Origin of the sequence: Micromonospora arborensis, from assembly GCF_003205615.1 — a bacterium.
Lineage (GTDB): Bacteria > Actinomycetota > Actinomycetes > Mycobacteriales > Micromonosporaceae > Micromonospora > Micromonospora arborensis.
The window spans coordinates 1-16,837 of the sequence record NZ_PYBV01000068.1 but is presented as its reverse complement, the minus strand read 5'-3'; the positions used below and the strand labels follow the sequence as shown (position 1 = coordinate 16,837).

The following is a 16,837-nucleotide window of genomic DNA, read 5'->3' as shown; positions in this document are numbered from 1 at the left end:
CCGCCCGGTCACTTGATCGGACATGGCCGAGGCGGTCGGGCGCCGTCCGGCCCGACGATGGTGACCGGGCTGAAACTGAACGCCAGGTCGACCTGGGCTGCGGCGTCGGCCACCGTGCAGATGATCTGGTCCGCCGCGTGCGCCGACAACGACAGTGCCGCACCGGTCGTCCGCACGGTGAGGCCGGATCGATCGGCGCCCGCCGTCACCGTGACCGGGTCGATCCCGACCGGCACCTCGCTGGTGAAACCCTGGCCGCGTTCGTCCTCGTCCGGGCCGGCCACGAGCAGGGCGAGCGCGTTGGCGGGCGACGCGTCCGCCGTGGCGGGCAATGCACCCGCCGTGGCGGGTGACGCGCCCGCCGTGGCCGGGCGGAGGACCAGCACGAGTTCGCCCTGCGCGAGCAGGTAGAGCCCGGTGCCCTGCGACGGGCCACTGACCGCAGAGCGACCGGTGATGACGCGGCTGGGCCGTACCCCACAACCGGCCACGAGCAGCGTGAGGAGCAGCCCACCGGCGAGCAGCGCGCGGCCCGTCCGTCGGCCGGTCACCGGTCACCTCCGGCGTCCGCCGGGTCCCGGGGCAGGCGGAGGGTGAACACCGCGCCACCACCGGGGCGGTGGCCCGCGACGAGGCTCCCCCGTCGATCGCCATGGCGGTGCAGGCGCGCGTTCTCCCAGGCGATGGCGAGGCCGAAACCACTGCCCTCGGAGCGGGTTCGCGCGGTGTCGGCCTTGTAGAAGCGGTCGAAGACGTGCGGCAGCACCTCCGGGTCCAGTCCCGGCCCCTGGTCGCTGACCTCGATGGTGACCCAGTCCGGGTCGGCGCTCAGGCGCACGGACACCGGCTCCGCGCCGTGCCGGAAGGCGTTGCCGACCAGGTTGGCGACGATGACGTCCAACCGACGGGGGTCGAGCCGGGCCACGACTCCGGGTGGCAGCTCCGTTCGTACCCGATCGAGCCAACCCCGGATCCGCAGGGTCGCGGTCACCGCCGCGGCCACGTCCACGTCATCCAGGGCCAGCCGCGCGGTGCCGGAGTCGAACCTGCTGACCTCGATGAGGTCGTTGACCAGCTGGGTGAGGTTCTGCGTCTCCTGGCTGACCAGGCGGGCGGCTCGGCCCGCATCCCCGGCCAGGTGGCCCGCCTCCTCGTCGAGCACGTCGGTGACCGCCGTCATCGCCGCCAACGGCGTACGGAGCTCGTGCGAGACGTCGGCCACGAAGCGTCGGGCGTCGGACTCCATCCGCCGCAGCTCACCGACCTGTCGTTCCAGCGTCCCCGCGGTGTCGTTGAAGGTCCGCGCCACATCGGCCAACTCGTCGGCGCCCCGAACCGTCAGCCGGGTGCTCAGGTCGCCCTCGCCGAGGCGGCGTGCCGCCCGGCCCAGGTCCCGGACGGGTCGCAGCACACCACGGGCCGCCAGCAGGGCCAACAGGACGGCGAGGAGCAACGACAGCCCGCCGGTCAGCCACGCCAGGCTGGCGAGCCGGTCGATGCTCTGCTGCTCGGCCACCAGGCTGCGCACCGAGTAGACCTCCAGCCCGGACGACCGGGACGTGCCGTCGGGCCGCGCGAACTTCAGCTGGGTGCCGATGAGCAGAACGGGTTCGCCCTCGAATGAGACACGTTGCCAGGCGATCCGGCCGTCGCCGACGTTCTGGCGCAGCTCGGGGGTGAGCAGCTCGGGCGAGTCGGAGCCCTGCGCCCGCAGGTCCCGGTAGATGACCACCGCGAAGCCTTCCCGGTCGGAGAGGCGTTGGGCCAGATTGTCGAGCTCGCCCTGGGTCGGCGGGAGCTGGGCGATCGGGTAGACCTTCGTGAGTTGGTCGGTGAGCGACGCGACCGCGGCGTCCTGGGCCTGCTGCAGGATGACGGTCCGGGCCTGGATGTAGCTGCCGCTGGCCACGGCCGCCGTGGTCGTCACCCCCAGCAACGCGAAGGTCAGGAGCAGCCGGACCCGCAGGCCCAGGACCCGGGCGCCGGCCCAGCGCCACGGTGTCACAGCGGCCCGAACCGGTATCCGAAACCACGCACGGTCTGGATGAAGACCGGCGCCGAGGAATCGGCCTCGATCTTGGCGCGCAGCCGCTGGACGCACGCGTCCACGAGTCGCGAGTCGCCGAGGTAACCGTGCTCCCACACGGCTTCCAGCAGTTGCTGACGGCTGAGCACCTGGCCTGGCGTGTGCGAGAGCTCCAGGAGCAGGCGCAGCTCCGTCGGGGCGAGACTCACCGGAGTCCCGTCCTTGCTGACCACCAGCGCGGCCCGGTCGATGGCCAACGCGCCGTGCTGTTCCAGGCCGGCCCGTTCACCACCGGTACGCCGCGACTCGCCAGCGGTCCGTCGGAGCACCGCCCGGATGCGCGCCTCGAGCACCCGGGCCTGTACGGGCTTGACCACGTAGTCGTCGGCGCCGGCCTCCAGGCCCGCCACCACGTCCATGTCGTCGTTGCGGGCGGTGAGCATGATGATCGGCAGGTCGCCGAGCTGCCGAATTCGGCGGCAGACCTCGAACCCGTCCATCCCGGGCAGCATGAGGTCGAGGACCACGACATCGGACGCCGTGGTGCGCAGCCACTCCAACCCCTGCTCACCCGTCTCCACCGCATGCACCGTGTGGCCCTGTCGGGTGAGCGCCAACTGCAGCCCGTCGCGCACCGTCTGGTGGTCTTCGATCAGCAGGACCTGGGACATGTCGTCAAGTATCCCATCATGAGATCTTTTGGGGCTCGGCCGACGGCGGCCAGTGCCTGGTGCCTCGCCCGGAGGGCGCGACCGCGAAATCGGCCGAACGCACCAGGAACACCACCGAGCCCACCAGGAACATCGTCATCGCGCCCGCCGCCACGATGGCGACGAGCGCCCCGCGCTGCACCGACGCGGCCAGACCGGGCACGACCACCACGAGTGCCCAGACCAGCACCACCAGGCCGACCGCCGCCTCGGCCAGCCCGCGCCACAGGCTGCCGCCGTCCGGCCCGCCGTCGGCGTCCCGGTCGCCCCGCCAGCCCGCCAGCGCGGCCGCGGCAAGGCAGAACAACGCCACCCCCAGCAGTACGCCGCCGAGCGCGTCACTGAACCGGTGCCAGCCCGCGATCATCGTGGCCGCGGCGATCACCGTGACACCCGCCGCGCCCGGCACCGCCAGCCAACGCCGGGCCCACCCGGGCAGGACGAGCATGAACGCCAGCAGCAGCGCCGTCGCCGCCGCGACGTGGCCGCTGGGGAAACTGTTGTGGGTGGTCGAACTCTCGATCTGGAGATCCGGGCGGGGCAGCGCCGACTTCGCCGCGCCGGCCACCACCACCGCGCAGAGGACCATGCCGACGCCGACGACACCCGCCACCAGCCGTCGGCGGAGCACACCCACCAGCAGCACCGCGCCAAGCAGGGCGGCGAGGAGCGTCGGGCTGCCGAAGCCGGCCAGCACGGTCTTGGCCGGACCCACCAGGACGGTCTGCTGCTCGTACCCTCCGCCCCGCTCGGCGCGCGGCAGGAGCGCGCCGTCGAGCCACTGACCGGGGTAGGTCCGCACGAAGACCACGGCGGTCAGCGTCAGGGCGAGCAGACAGCACAGCGACGCCGCGAGCAGCCGAAGGCCCAGCGGCGCCACCGCGCGGGGGTGTGGCAGCGGTCGCGCCGGCTGCGGGCCGGGCGTCGACCGCCCGACCGGGTACGACGATCCGATGGACATGGTGACCATGCTCGCCCCGACAGGTCCGTACACCGTGCTCGGATTGTCTTGGTTCTGTCACAACTGCTTTCGGAAAACCGGACACCGGTCGGATGATCCGCGGCATGAATAAATTCATGTGCTCCCATGCAACCATGTTTTACCCAGCCGAGATCAACCGCCACTAGGGTCAGGACCCCGATCGATGTTTCTCATCGACGGTGCGAGAAATCCATCCGGAGAGACGTGGGGAACCGGAAGGGGTCGGAAAATGCAGGGTATTCCAGTCGCCAGCGTGGTCATCGGCATCGCGTCGTCGCCAGCCGAACGCCGACATCTGGCCCGACTGCTCGGCGGGAGCGACGCCTTCCTGATCGTCTCGAACGTCGACCAGGCACGAGTGTTCCTCGGGGTGGTCGAGGCGCCTCCTGCCACCACTCCCCCGACCAGGGCCATGGTCGCCGAGGCCACGCCGATCGCGCAGCCGCCGCCACCCGACCTGGCGGTCGACTCCGACCGTCGGGTGCTGCGGTGGCGCGACCAGGAGATCGACCTGACCCGGTTGGAACACGACGTCCTACTCTGCCTGGTGCACGCGCCCGGGCAGGTCTGGACCTACGAACGTCTGCACCTTGAGGTCTGGGGCAACCGGCACCTCGGCCGCGGCTCCGACATGCACTCGGTGATCCGCCGGGTGCGCGGCAAGCTGGCCAGGCTGAACGCCGCGGCGACGATCCACTCGGTACGCGGGGTGGGCTTCCGGCTCGCCCCGGTCTGACCCACCGGACACGATCCGGCCCGCCTGGTCTGGGACCAGGCGGGCCGGACTTTTTCGCTACCGCTCAGGCGTCAGCACCGGATCGGCGCCAACCCGAAATTCTCCACCGTGGGGGTGTCGGTGGCGATCTTCGCCTGACGGGTCTGGGGCTTCCACCCGTCCTTGGCGACGATCATCGTGAGCGGGTTGTTGCGGCGGTCCATCCAGTAGGCGTACTCGCCCTCGGCGTCGGTGGCGAAGGTCCACGACGACGCCCACGAGTCAACCTGGACGATCGCGCCGGTGAGCGGCGAGGTCGCACCCTGGCAACTGGTGCCGGTGACCGTACCCATGAGCTTGCCCCAGGTCTTCGGGGGGTTCGCGGTCATGGTCACCGCGACCGGTGCCACCGAGTACGGCGTGTTCTCCGAGATACCAACCGAGCCCGAGTAGGTGCCCGGCTGGTCCACGTTCGCCGTCATTCCGACGGTGACCGTGACCTTCGCACCTGGTGCGAGGGTGGCCGCCGACTTGTCGATGGTCATCCAGCTGACGTCGGCCGCCGACTCGGCGCAACCCTCGAAGCCGGGGAGCACCTCGCTCTCGGGAGCCGCGCTGAAGCTGCCGGACGAGCCGCCGATCTTGTAGAAGCCGCACGCCGCCCCGCCGCGGTAACGCGCCGAGTTGGAGTTTGGCAGGTTGGACCACGAACCGGTGGCCGGGTCGAAGGCGAAGCCGGCGTTGCTGATGGCCCCACCCTGGGAACCACCGACGACGAGGAGCTTGCCGCTGGCGACAGCGAACGAGCTGGCCCAGTTGTCGACCGGCGCGTCGGCGATGGCGGTCCAGGTGTTGGCACCTGGATCGAACGCGTAGCTGGACTTCTGCGCGGCGGCACCGTCGTTGCCGCCGGTGCAGTAGACCATGCCGTCGATCCCGCCGCAGGAGGCGAAGGCCACCGACTTCGGGTAGTTGGCCAGCGTCTCCCAGGTGTTACTGGCCGGGTCGTACCGAACGACGCTGTTCGACATCGGCGTACAACCGGCCGTGGTGCAGCCACCGATGGCGTACAGCTTTCCGTCGACGACGGCCTGACCGGCCGCAGCCCGCGGTGCGGGGTTGTCGGCCAGCTCGGTCCAGGTGTTGGCTCCCGGGTCGTACGACCAGGTTGCCGAGTCCGGGCCGGCGTCGGCCCAGCCACCGGAAACGATGATCTTCCCATCCACGACGCCCGCCGTCACGGCGTTACGGGCGCCGGGCAGGTCGGCGATCGCCGTCCAGCTCTGCGCGGCCGGGTCGTAGGCGTAGTTCTTGGTGCTGGAGGCGAAACCGTCGCCACCACCGATCGAGTACACCTTGCCGTCCAGGTTCACCACCCGGTTGTCCATGATGGCGGACGGGTAGTTGGCGATGTTGGTCCACGGCGCCGCCTGCGGGCCGACCGCGGCAGTCGCGGCCTTGGCTGCCTTGCCGGATGCCTTGGCGGCGAACGACGTCGGGACGTTGAGCCGCTGCTCCGGCGCGCCGCTGGCCCCGAGCACCTGCTGCCTGGTGACCTTCGAACCATCGGCCCGGAGGATTTCGAACCCGTTGTCACGCTCACCGAACTTGACCTCGACCGGCGCGCCGCCGGTGTTGGTCACCGTGAACGTCTTGCTGGCCTTGCCGCTGGGCATCTGCAGGTTCGCGCTCAGCTGCGTCGGCGTCACCGACAGTTGACCAGCCGCGAGCTGGAAGTTCGCGGCGGTCGCCCAGTCGGCATCGACGTCGACCTGCTTGGTCTGGCTGACGTAGTTGCCGGCGGTCGCTGTGAACGGGTGCGTACCGGTCAGCGTCGAGTAGAGCCAGTAGAAGCCGTCGGCCAGCGCCGCGTCGTCGGGGGTCGCCACGGTGACGGCCTTCTCGGCGGGCCGGTCCTTGCTGGTGACCGTCGCACCGTTGACGTAGCTGTTGTCGTTCTTGTCGCGGACGTTGCCGACGACCAGACCGCCGTCGACCGGCACGCAGGTGACCTGGCTGCCGATCAGGACGCTGTCGACCTCCCACCACCACTCGTACGAGGCGTCGTAGTAGTGGAACCGGACCTGCACCTGCGCCTGACCGGCCGCCTGCGGGATCGGGATCTCGGTCACCTTCGGACCCCGGACGTCCGTCTCCTGGCGGAGCACGTTGGCCCAGGTGGCACCACCGTCGATGCTCAGATCGACGTCGGCGGTGTCGGCATTGAGCTGGTTGAAGTCCTGGTTGAACCGGATGACCGGGGTCGCGACGCCGGTCAGGTTGACCACCGGGCTGACCAGGGAGGTGTCCTGGCTCTTGCCCGCCCCGTAGTCGTCGCTGTCGATCATCGCGAAGTTGCCGCTGGCACCGGTCAGGTTGCCCCGGTTGCCGTCGTCGGTGAACTTCCAGACCTGACCGCTGCCCGCGTTGTCCACGACGGTCCAGCCGGCCGGCGTGGTCGTGCCGTCGAAGGTCTCGTACTCACCGTCGGAGCCGGACGTGTAGCCGGGCGCCGTGGTGCAGTTGTTGGTGTCCACCGGCACGGCGACGTTGGCGGTGGCGTTGCCCGAGCCGACCACGACCTCCTTGGTGACGGTCTGGTAGCCGGGGTACTGCGACTCGTACTTCAGGGTGTAGGTCTGCCCGGCCGGCAGCTTGATGCTGTAGCGGCCGTTCGTCGGCGTGGTGTAGTCGTAGACGCCGGACACGCCGGTCACGGTCACCTTCGCGTACAACGGCCACCCGTGGCCGGAGCCATCGGTGACCGCTCCGGTGACGTTGACACTCGGCACCGGCGCCAACGCGACGTTGAGCGTCGTGGTCGCGGCCTTGGCGACCGTCGCCGCCTTCGTGGTGCTGCCGTAACCGAACGCCGCAACGGCGACCTGGTAGTCACCGGTGGGGAGCTGGGTCGAGTACTTGCCGTCGGCACCGGTGGTCAGCTCACGCGCGGCCGGGCCGGTGAGCGTCAGGGTCGCGCCGGCGATCGGGGCACCGGTGGACGCGTCGGTGACCGTGCCGGCCAGGGTGCCGATGTCGCCGGTCGGGGCGGCGTTGAGCAGTGCGAGGGCGTCCAGCAGGCCTTCGCCGTAGACGTTGTTGTCGGCCGCGGTCCCACCACACTGGTCGTCGGCCTTGTCGACCGCGGCGCCGTTGAGCAGCGCACGGGTCGCGTCGATGTCACCGACCAGCGACGGAGCCGCGGAGTACAGCAGTGCGATCGCGCCCGCGAGGTGCGGTGCCGCCATCGAGGTGCCGCTGATGCTGCCGTAGGCGTTGCCCGGAATGCTCGACCGGACGTTCACACCCGGCGCGGAGATGTTGGGCTTGATCTCGCCGTTCTGTCCGGCACCCCGGCTGGAGAAGCCGGCGACGTTGTTGTTGATGTCGTACGCGCCGGTCGAGTAGTTGCTGGCGAGGCTGCCCGGCGAGCCACTGGTCTGGCATGCCGGCCCGCTGTTGCCGTTGGACCAGGCCCCGAAGATTCCGGACGCGGCCCAGGCCAGCGTCACGTCCTCCATGAAGGGCTCGTTGGACGGGTCCTGGCTGCCCCACGAGTTGTTGATGATGTTCGGTCGCTTGCTCGCGTCCGCGTTCTGGCCGTTGAGGTCCAGCGGCTCGAGCATCCACTGACCCGACTCGATCAGAGCCGCGTCGCTGGGGCAGCAGCCGTTCGCCGCGATCCACTTGACCCCCGGGGCGACACCGATCTGGTTCGCGCCGTCGGAGCCGGCCATGGTGCCCATCGTGTGCGTACCGTGGCCATTGTTGTCACAGGGCGCGTCCGCGCAGGTGCCGGCGGCGTTGTACCAGTTGTAGTTGTGGTCGAACGTCCCGTCGCCGTTGTTGCCGCGGTAGGAGTTCACCAGCGCCGGGTGGTCGAACTGGACCCCGGTGTCGATGTTCGCGATGGTGATGCCCTCGCCCTTGACGCCGTACTGCGACCAGACGTCGTCGGCGTTGATGTTGGCAATGCCCCACTCGAGGGAGTTCACGGTCTTCTCGTCGGTGCCCTTGGTCGTCTCGGGCACCTTGTAGGCAACCGGGGCGTAGAGGCCTTCGACCTCGGCGTGCCCGGCGAACTTCTGCGCCATCGCCAGCGAACCGCTGCTCACCCTGATCGCGTTGGTGGCCCAGAAGGTCTGGTACTTCGCGCCCGAGCCGTCGAGCTCGGCCTTGATCTTGCCCTGGCTCGCCGCGGCGGTCTTGCGCAGAGCGTCCGCGACCGCCGTACCGCGCTTCGACCAGTCCTTGATGGCGCTGGCCTTGCTCAGGTCCGCCCGGTCCTTGAACCGGATCCAGAAGTCCCCTTCACTCTTGGCCTGGAGCTGCTTGGCGAGCTCCGGTCGGATCTTGTCCCCCACCGGGGTGCCCGCCCCCATTGCGCCACCCGGCGCGGCCTGCGCGCCGGAGCTGATGGTGGCCAAGCATGTCGCGGCGAGGATCGTCGCCGCCCCGGCGCTCACCAGTGATCTGGCTGCGCGCCGCCATTGTGGACGTCTGAACATGTGGTGCTGCCTCCCTCAGAACGACCCAGGGGTGTAGATGGGCCATGGTGAGAGTGCGGGAGATTCGACTCGGCGTACCGAGCGATCGAACCCTCCATGCCTCCCCATGCACCGCGCGGGTCACGCCGGTTGCCCGACTGGACACTATGATCGAGAAGAACGGACGATCAAGAACTTGCCGTGAGCATCTTGTCGCTAAGAGTTGCCATGCTGGCGGCGCGCTTGCCAATCATTGTCAGGACCATGACGAGAGCTGGGCAGGGATGCCCATCGATCCCGGGCGGTGGAGTGGCCGAGGACGACGAGGCAACGGTGGACAGTGGTGTTCCGGCCGACGAGCCGTTCCCGCTGCTGATCGCGGTGACCCCGTCGCCGGCCGAGCGCATCCGGCTCGCCGAGCGCCTCGACGGCATCGCACCACTGCTGCTGGTCGCCGATCTCGACGAGCTGCGCCGACTGATCGCGGCACCGCAGCAGGTGGCCGCCACCCCGTCCGAGCCGCCGCCCGCCGCCACCCTGGTGATCGACTCAGCCCGGTCCAGCGCGCGCTGCGGAAGCCGCGAGATCGACCTCACCCGACTGGAACACGACCTGCTGACCTGCCTGATTTCCGAACCGGTCCGCGTCTGGACCTACGCGGAGTTGCACCGGTCGGTCTGGGGTGACGAGGGACGCGAACGCAAGGCGGACGTGCAGTCGTTGGTGAAGCGGCTGCGCCGCAAGCTGCACGACCTCGGCACCGGGGCCACCATCGACGTCGTTCGAGGTGTCGGGCTCCGGATGACCGATCACCAGCAGGCGCGGGTCGAACGAGCCTGACAGCTTCGTCGCATGAACTGATCACGCCCGGGGTAGGACGTGAAGTTCAGCAAGGGAACAAGGCGACGAAGAACGCTGGTAAGGAGAGTCAGGATGGCATTCCCCAACCCCTCGACCGTGTCCATCGGCCTCAAGGCTGCCGCGCACGTCGGGATCGCGGTGAGTGACCTCGACCGCTCGGTCGCGTTCTATCAGGCCCTGCTCGGCACGGAACCGGTCGTCCGCGACGAGAGCATGCACGGCGCCGGGTTCGCGCAGTCGCAGGGCCTGCCGACGACGAAGCTGCGCTACGCCACCTTCAACCTCGACAACCTCGGGATCGACCTGATCCAGTTCCAGGAGCCGGTCGGTGACGTCGCCCAGGTGGCCGCCAACCGGCCCGGCTCGATGCACCTGTGCTTCCAGGTGGACGACGTGCGCTCGGTCTTCGACCGGATGCGCGAGGCCGGCTTCGAGTTCCTCGGACAGCCGTACACCTTCGCGGCCGGCGAGGTGAACCCGCCGGACGCCGTCGGCACCGAGGTCGCGTACTTCAACGACCCCGACGGCACGAACCTCGAAATCATCGCGCCCAAGGGAGGGTTCTCCCGCGAGTAGGTCCGGTCGACGGCGTGGGGTGCGGCCGGGTCCCGGCCACACCCCACGCCACTTCGGTCGGACGGTTCAGCGGCCGGTGCCACCGCCCTGCGACTGGGGCCGTCCCGGCTCGGACGGCATCTTGGTGATCGGCGGCAGGATCAGGGCGACGAGGGCGACGATCGCGATGACCGTGAACGGCAGCGTGTAGCTGTTGCCGCTCGCCTCGTAGAGCAGTGACGTGACCAGCGGACCGACCACGCCGCCGATGCTCCAGGCCACGATCATCGCACCGTAGATGGCACCGCCGTTGGGGGTGCCGAAGTAGTCGGCCGCGGTGGCGGGCATCGTGCCGAAGCCGCCGCCGTACGCGAGGTAGATCAGCGCGGCGAGGACTGCGAAGAGCGCGAACGACGCGGCGTGCGGCAGGATGAAGAAGCAGATCGCCTGGAGCAGCAGCATCCCGATGAACGCCGCCATCCGCCCGGTGCGGTCGGACAACCACGCCCAGGCCACCCGTCCGGCGCCGTTGAACAGGCCGAGGATGCCGACCAGGGTCGCCGCTGTCGCCGCGCTCGCCCCGGCGATGACCTGGGTGGCATCCGACGCCTGGGAGATGAACGCGATGCCGCAGGCGACGTTGAGCGTGAGGATGGCGGTGAGCAGGTACCACTGCCGGGTGCGCAACGCCTCGCGCAGGGTGTAGACCCGGGTGCCGGCGAGGGCCCGACCGGCGGTCTTCGGGGTGAACCCGGGCACCTGGTAGCCCGCCGGTGGGTTACGGAAGAACGACGCCCCGAGCAGGATCGCGATCAGGTACGCGAGGCCCAGCGGAAAGAACACGCTGGTGGGGTCGTCGGTGCCGTTGAGCAGGCCCTTCGCCACCGGCGCGACGATCACCGCGCCGAAGCCGAAGCCGGCGACCGCGATCCCGGTGATCAGGCCACGCCGGTCCGGGAACCACTTGGCGAGCATCGCGATCGGCGTGATGTAGGCGGCTCCCAGGCCGATGCCCCCGAGCACGCCGTACGTGAGCACCAGCAGCCAGAGATCGTCCTTCGACGACGTGAGCGAGGCCAGCATGTTGCCGACCGCGTAGAGCACGCCACCGCCGAGCGCGACCGGTCGTGGTCCACGCCGGTCCTGGATCCGGCCGCCGATCAGGCTGCCGATGAAGATCGTGCCGATGGCCACCTCGAACGGCAGCACCGCCTCCCACTTGGCCCAGCCGAACTCATCCTGCAACGGCTTGTTGAACACGCTCCACGCGTACACCGCGCCGAGCGCGAGTTGCACGAGCACGGCGGCGACGACGAGGCCCCAGCGGCCCCGCGTCGGCGCGGATCTTCCCGGAACAGTTGCGGTGTGTGCCATGAGCTGAGTCCCCCGTCTGCTGGCTCATTGGCTGGCGCCTGCTGGTCGAGCTACGTCCCCTTCTCCGCCGGCGACCGGCCCTCCCTGCGGTCACGCCGCTCCCGTTGCGGCACAACCGTGTACTTCGGATCGCGCGCCGACGCCACGCCCGCCTCGAAGACCCCGAACCGGGTGGCGACGGACGACGCGACGAGAGCAGCGCCGGAGAACGCCGACAGGAGCCGGTTCCGTCGGCTGAACAGCGCGGCAACGGCGCCCACGCCAAGCAGCACACGGCCCGCCCGGACCAGTCGGCCAGCGCGCCCATGCTCGTAGGGCTCACCGGTCAGGCCCATCCGCTCCAGCCGTCGGCCGCTGACCATCTCGATGGCCGTGGCGGCGAGAGCGAGTCGCCGCAGCGGCGCGGTCTCCGCCGCGGGCGCCGCGATCAGTCCGACCCCGGACGCGGCGGCGAGGGCGCTGCCGGCGAAGACGAACGGCAGTGCGGGGTACGCGTCGTGCCACGACGGTACGGCGGTGTCGGCGAGCAGCACCCCGGTGTAGGTGGCCAGCGCCGGGGCGGTGGCCGCGGCGGCCAGAGCGGCGACGTCACCGACCGGCGGCGCCAGTCGGCGGGCGAGGCCGAGCACCCCGTGCTGCGGGAGTCGCGGCGCGATCTCGGCGACCGCGGCGACACCGGCGAGTGGCCCGAAGACGGTGAGGATCCAGGTGCCGACCGACATCGGCGAGGTCAGCTTGGCGATCCGGAGCATGTGGTGGAACCGGCCCGGCCGCCCGAGGTCGTGCACCAGCAGGTACGCGCTGGCGGTGACACCGCCGAGGGCCGTCCAGCGCCCCACCTGCCGCAGGCCGGGCCGCCCGGTCAGTTGCGCGCCCGCGCCGATCAGCGCGCCTCCGGCGGCCAGGCCCCCGGTGAACAGGTAACCGGCGATGTCGTGCTTCCACACCGGCGGCTTCAGGACGGGACGGCCGTAGTAGGAGGTGAAGTCGGCCGCCGGCACGGCGAGTTGCTCGCCGTCGTGACCCCGGCCTCGGCGGCGCTGCCCGTCGGGCTGATCGATGCGGGCCTGGAAGTCGCGGAACCGGGCACCGACCGGCTCGTTCGGTGGCATGTCGGTCATGGCCGCCTGCCCAGGAACGCGAACACCGTGGCTGCGGTCATGGCCAGCGCGGCGAGGCCGGCGCGTTTCCACATGGCCGTCAGGTCGCGGGTGGTCACGACCGGGTCGGGTGGCAGCCCGTACACCTCGGGCTCGTCCAGCAGCAGGAAGAACGCGCCGTCGCCGCCGACCCCGTCGTTCGGGTCGTGACCGTACAGGCGCGCCTCGGGAACACCCCGCTCGTGCAACGTCGCCACCCGCGCCGCCGCCCGCTCCCGCAACTCCTCTAGGGGCCCGTACTGAATCGACTCGGTGGGGCACGCCTGCGCACACGCCGGCGTCTGCCCCGCACCCAACCGGTCGTAGCAGAGGGTGCACTTCCACGCCCGGCCATCGTCCTTGCGTTGGTCGATCACCCCGTACGGGCAGGCGGAGATGCAGTAACCGCACCCGTTGCAGATGTCCTCCTGCACCACCACCGTCCCGAACTCCGTCCGGAACAACGAACCCGTCGGACACACGTCCAGGCAGGCCGCATGCGTGCAGTGCTTGCACACGTCCGACATCATCAGCCAGCGGAAGTCCGTGCGATCCTCCGCGCCGCTCCCCCGCCCCGGCGGCTGCGCGCCCGGCATCCCCAGAAACTCCGGCCCACCCGACATCCGGGCCGCCGCGCCCGGTGAGCCGGTCGGAAGACCCGGGTCCGTCCCGGTGTCGGCGCTGGTCAGCGCGCCGAGCGCCGCGGTCTCCGGGCTGATCGCCGGCCCGGCCGGTTCCTGCTCGAACGCCGGGGTCGCCCGACCGGCCCTGCGCGGCTGTTCCACGAAGGCGACGTGTCGCCACGAGTTCGCGGTCAACGCCCCGGTGTTGTCGTACGACATGCCCAGCAGGTCGAGCCCGCTCTGCGGGACGCCGTTCCACTCCTTGCAGGCGACCTCGCAGGCTTTGCAGCCGATGCAGACGCTGGTGTCGGTGAAGAACCCCATCCGCGGCGGGGCGTCCTCGTAACCGGCGTCGGGCGCCGGGTCGAGCGGCCCGTAGAGGGCGTTGGCATGGGGCATTGGTCAGGCCTCCCGGTCGCTGCTGCTGTCGGCGACGTCAGTCGTGACCTGCGGTGGGTAGCGGTGGCTCAGGTCTCCCGACCTGCGCCGGTAGTCGACAACGAGTTCCAACAGCTCCGGTCCTCTCGGGCGTCGGCCGGGTCGGATGTCGCAGGTGCCGACCTTGCTCTCCTGGATCAGCACGTTCGGGTCGAGGGTGATCCCGAACAGGTCGTTGGCCGCATCGCCGGTCACCAGGCCCTCGAACCCGAAGTGGTAGGGCAACCAGACCTGGTGGATGATCCGGTCGTCGACCCGCAGCGGAGTGAGCCGGTCGGTCACCAACACCTTCGCCTCGATGGCCGCCCGGGCGGTGACCAGGTGCGCCCAGCCCAGGTGGTCGAGGCCGCGTTCGACCGCCAACTCCGGCGACACCTCGACGAACATCTCCGGTTGCAGCTCGGCGAGGGGCGAGACGGTACGGCTCATCCCACCGGCGGTGTGGTGCTCGGTGAGCCGGCTGACCGTGAACACGTACGGGAAGACCTCGCTGTGCTGCTGCGGTGGGCTCGGGTTGAGCGTGTTGATCGGGTGGATGTAGACCTTGCGGGTCGGGTTGGCCTGCTGCCGGTAGAGCGGGTTGCGCACCGGTGACTCGACCGGCTCGTAGTGGGTGGGCAGCGGCCCGTCGAGCACACCGGTGGGCGCGTACAGCCAGCCCTTGCCGTCGCCCTGCTGGATGAACGGGTCGTCGCCGGCGATGCCCTCCACGCCCGAGGCGTGGCGAGCGGGCCGGTAGGACGGTGCCTTCTTCTTCTCGAAGTCCGGCACGTCGTAGCCGGTCCACTCGGCCTTCTCGGCATCCCACCAGACGTACTTCTTACGCTCACTCCACGGGTTGCCATCCGGGTCGGCGGAGGCACGGTTGTAGAGGATGCGCCGGTTCGCCGGCCAGGCCCAGCCCCACTCCAGAGCCGTCAGGGACTGCTCCGCGCCGGGTTTGCGACGGGCGGCCTGGTTCACGCCGTCCGCGTATACCCCGGTGTAGATCCAGCAGCCGCCGACGGTGGAGCCGTCGTCCTTCATCTCGGTGAACGAGGACAGTGGGCGGCCGGTCGCCACGTCGTACCCGTTGATCTCCAGCAGCACCGACTCGGCGCTCGGCTCCGCGTGCGGACCGTGCGTGGGGTAGCCCCAGGTCAGGTCGAGCAGCGCCCGGTCGCGGGGTTTCGTCGACGCCGCCAACCGTTCCCGGACGATGCGCCCGAGGTGGTAGAAGAACCACAGCTCGGAGCGGGCGTCGCCCGGCGGCTCGACGGCCTTCTCCCGCCACTGCAACAGACGCTGCGTCTGGGTGAACGTGCCCTCCTTCTCCACGTGCGAGGCGGCGGGCAGGAAGAACACCTCGGTACGACACTCCCGCGTCACGATCTCGCCGGTCTCGATCTCCGGCGCGTTCTTCCAGAACGTGGCGCTCTCGATCTCGAACAGGTCCCGGACGACCAGCCAGTCGAGGTTGGCCATGCCGAGCCGTTGCGCCCGACCGTGCGCCGACCCGACCGCCGGGTTCTGGCCCAGCAGGAAGTACCCCTTGATCTTCCCGTCGATCATGTCGAGCACCTGCTGGTAGGTGCCGTGATCACCGGTCATTCGAGGCATGTAGCCGTAGCAGTAGTCGTTCTCGGCGGTGGCGGCGTCGCCCCAGTACGCCTTGAGCAGGTTGACGCCGTAGGTGCGGGCGTTGCCCCAGAAGCCCTTCTGCCCGGGGTGCCGGATGCTGTCCACCCAGTCGTCGAAGCTCGGGTGGTCGGCGTGGTGCGGCATCGGCAGGTAGCCGGGCAGCAGGTTGAACAGCGTCGGAATGTCCGTGGACCCCTGGATGCTGGCGTGCCCGCGCAGCGCCATGACCCCGCCGCCCGGGCGGCCCATGTTGCCCAGCAACAACTGGATGATCGCCCCGGTGCGGATGTACTGCACACCGACGCTGTGCTGCGTCCAGCCCACCGAGTAGACGAGCATGCCGGTGCGTTCCCGGCCGGAGTTCTCCGTCCAGGCCTGCGCCAACTCGAGGAACTTCTCCTGCGGGATCCCGCAGACCCGTTCCACCATCTCGGGCGTGTAGCGGGAGAAGTGCCGCTTGAGGATCTGGTAGACGCAGCGCGGGTGCTGCAACGTCTCGTCCCGTTCGGTCTCGCCGCCGACCGGGGCGCCGTGCGACTCGTTCTCCAGCCCGGCCGCGGTCTCCCGCTGGGTCTCGCTGTCGCGGGTCGTCTGGTTCTGCCGGTGGCCCTGGTAGCGCCAGCTCGCCTGGTCATAGGTTGCGCTCTCCTCGCTGAAGCCGGAGAAGAGTCCGTGCAGATCCTCGGTGTCGACGTACTCGTCGGTCACGATCGTCGCCGCGTTGGTGTAGGAGATCACGTACTCCCGGAAGTCCAACTCGTTGTCGAGGATGTAGCGGATCACTCCGCCGAGCAGCGCGATGTCGGTGCCCGCCCGGATCGGCAGGTACGAGTCCGCGAGGGCGCTGGTCCGGGTGAACCGCGGGTCGACGTGGAAGACCTTCGCGCCGCGACGCTTGGCCTCCATGACCCACTGGAAGCCCACCGGGTGTGCTTCGGCCATGTTGGAACCCTGGATGACGATCACGTCCGAGTTCGACAGGTCCTGTTGGAACTGGGTGGCGCCGCCACGACCGAAGCTGGTCCCCAGACCGGGGACGGTGGCGGAGTGTCAAATACGGGCCTGGTTCTCGATCTGGAGCGCCCCCATCGCGGTGAACAACTTCTTGATGAGGTAGTTCTCCTCGTTGTCCAGCGTCGCCCCGCCCAGGCTGGAGAAACCCAGCGTCCGGTTGAGCGGCCGGCCCTCGTCGTCGGCGTCTTCCCAGGTCTCGTCCCGGGCGGCCAGGACCCGATCGGCGATCATGTGCATGGCCGTGTCGAGGTCGAGGTCCTCCCACTCGGTGCTGTACGGCCGGCGGTAGCGGA

Annotated in this window: 11 protein-coding genes and 1 pseudogene; 3 read left to right on the top strand and 9 right to left on the bottom strand. The window is 69.9% G+C overall.

Going from position 1 to position 16,837, the window contains the following annotated elements:
* Positions 1-8 precede the first annotated feature (8 nt).
* From C7C45_RS32520 to C7C45_RS32505, 4 genes are read right to left on the bottom strand one after another with little or no spacing between them, the layout of a single operon-like run.
* A complete protein-coding gene (locus tag C7C45_RS32520) occupies positions 9-551 on the bottom strand; it encodes a hypothetical protein (RefSeq protein WP_110568698.1) in 543 nt (180 codons plus the stop codon).
* Positions 548-2,005, bottom strand: a complete 1,458-nt coding sequence (locus C7C45_RS32515; protein ID WP_110568696.1) for a sensor histidine kinase — start codon at positions 2,003-2,005, stop codon at positions 548-550. The genes C7C45_RS32520 and C7C45_RS32515 overlap by 4 nt, the downstream gene beginning before the upstream one ends.
* The gene (locus C7C45_RS32510; protein ID WP_110568694.1) at positions 2,002-2,697 is read right to left on the bottom strand and encodes a response regulator transcription factor; all 696 of its coding nucleotides are present in this window, start codon (positions 2,695-2,697) and stop codon (positions 2,002-2,004) included. Before C7C45_RS32510 ends, C7C45_RS32515 begins: the two co-directional genes overlap by 4 nt.
* Positions 2,698-2,713: 16 nt before the next feature.
* Positions 2,714-3,697, bottom strand: a complete 984-nt coding sequence (locus C7C45_RS32505) for a phosphatase PAP2 family protein (protein WP_167454911.1) — start codon at positions 3,695-3,697, stop codon at positions 2,714-2,716.
* Between the two features lie 250 nt (positions 3,698-3,947).
* On the opposite strand from C7C45_RS32505, the gene C7C45_RS32500 reads away from it, so the two are divergent.
* Entirely contained in the window at positions 3,948-4,454 is a 507-nt protein-coding gene (locus C7C45_RS32500; RefSeq protein WP_110568689.1) for a winged helix-turn-helix domain-containing protein, read from the top strand.
* Between the two features lie 71 nt (positions 4,455-4,525).
* On the opposite strand, the gene C7C45_RS32495 is transcribed toward C7C45_RS32500, so the two are convergent.
* Positions 4,526-8,860, bottom strand: a complete 4,335-nt coding sequence (locus tag C7C45_RS32495) for a S8 family serine peptidase (RefSeq protein ID WP_244200689.1) — start codon at positions 8,858-8,860, stop codon at positions 4,526-4,528.
* Between the two features lie 324 nt (positions 8,861-9,184).
* Here C7C45_RS32495 and C7C45_RS32490 point away from each other — a divergent pair, with 324 nt between their 5' ends.
* Together C7C45_RS32490 and C7C45_RS32485 are read left to right on the top strand one after the other, a co-directional pair.
* On the top strand, positions 9,185-9,760 hold the full coding sequence (locus tag C7C45_RS32490) for a winged helix-turn-helix domain-containing protein (RefSeq protein WP_244200688.1): 576 nt from the start codon (positions 9,185-9,187) through the stop codon (positions 9,758-9,760).
* Between the two features lie 93 nt (positions 9,761-9,853).
* Entirely contained in the window at positions 9,854-10,357 is a 504-nt protein-coding gene (locus C7C45_RS32485; protein ID WP_110568684.1) for a VOC family protein, read from the top strand.
* Positions 10,358-10,423: 66 nt separating this feature from the next.
* Here the strand turns inward: C7C45_RS32485 and C7C45_RS32480 are convergent, their stop codons facing one another.
* The 4 genes and pseudogenes from C7C45_RS32480 to fdh form a co-directional block, all read right to left on the bottom strand.
* A complete protein-coding gene (locus tag C7C45_RS32480; RefSeq protein WP_110568681.1) occupies positions 10,424-11,710 on the bottom strand; it encodes an L-lactate MFS transporter in 1,287 nt (428 codons plus the stop codon).
* A gap of 50 nt (positions 11,711-11,760) precedes the next feature.
* Positions 11,761-12,831, bottom strand: a complete 1,071-nt coding sequence (gene nrfD / locus C7C45_RS32475; RefSeq protein WP_110568679.1) for an NrfD/PsrC family molybdoenzyme membrane anchor subunit — start codon at positions 12,829-12,831, stop codon at positions 11,761-11,763.
* Entirely contained in the window at positions 12,828-13,871 is a 1,044-nt protein-coding gene (locus tag C7C45_RS32470) for a 4Fe-4S dicluster domain-containing protein (RefSeq protein WP_110568677.1), read from the bottom strand. The genes nrfD and C7C45_RS32470 overlap by 4 nt, the downstream gene beginning before the upstream one ends.
* A gap of 30 nt (positions 13,872-13,901) precedes the next feature.
* Positions 13,902-16,837, bottom strand: a pseudogene (gene fdh, locus C7C45_RS32465) (formate dehydrogenase); the annotation flags it as partial.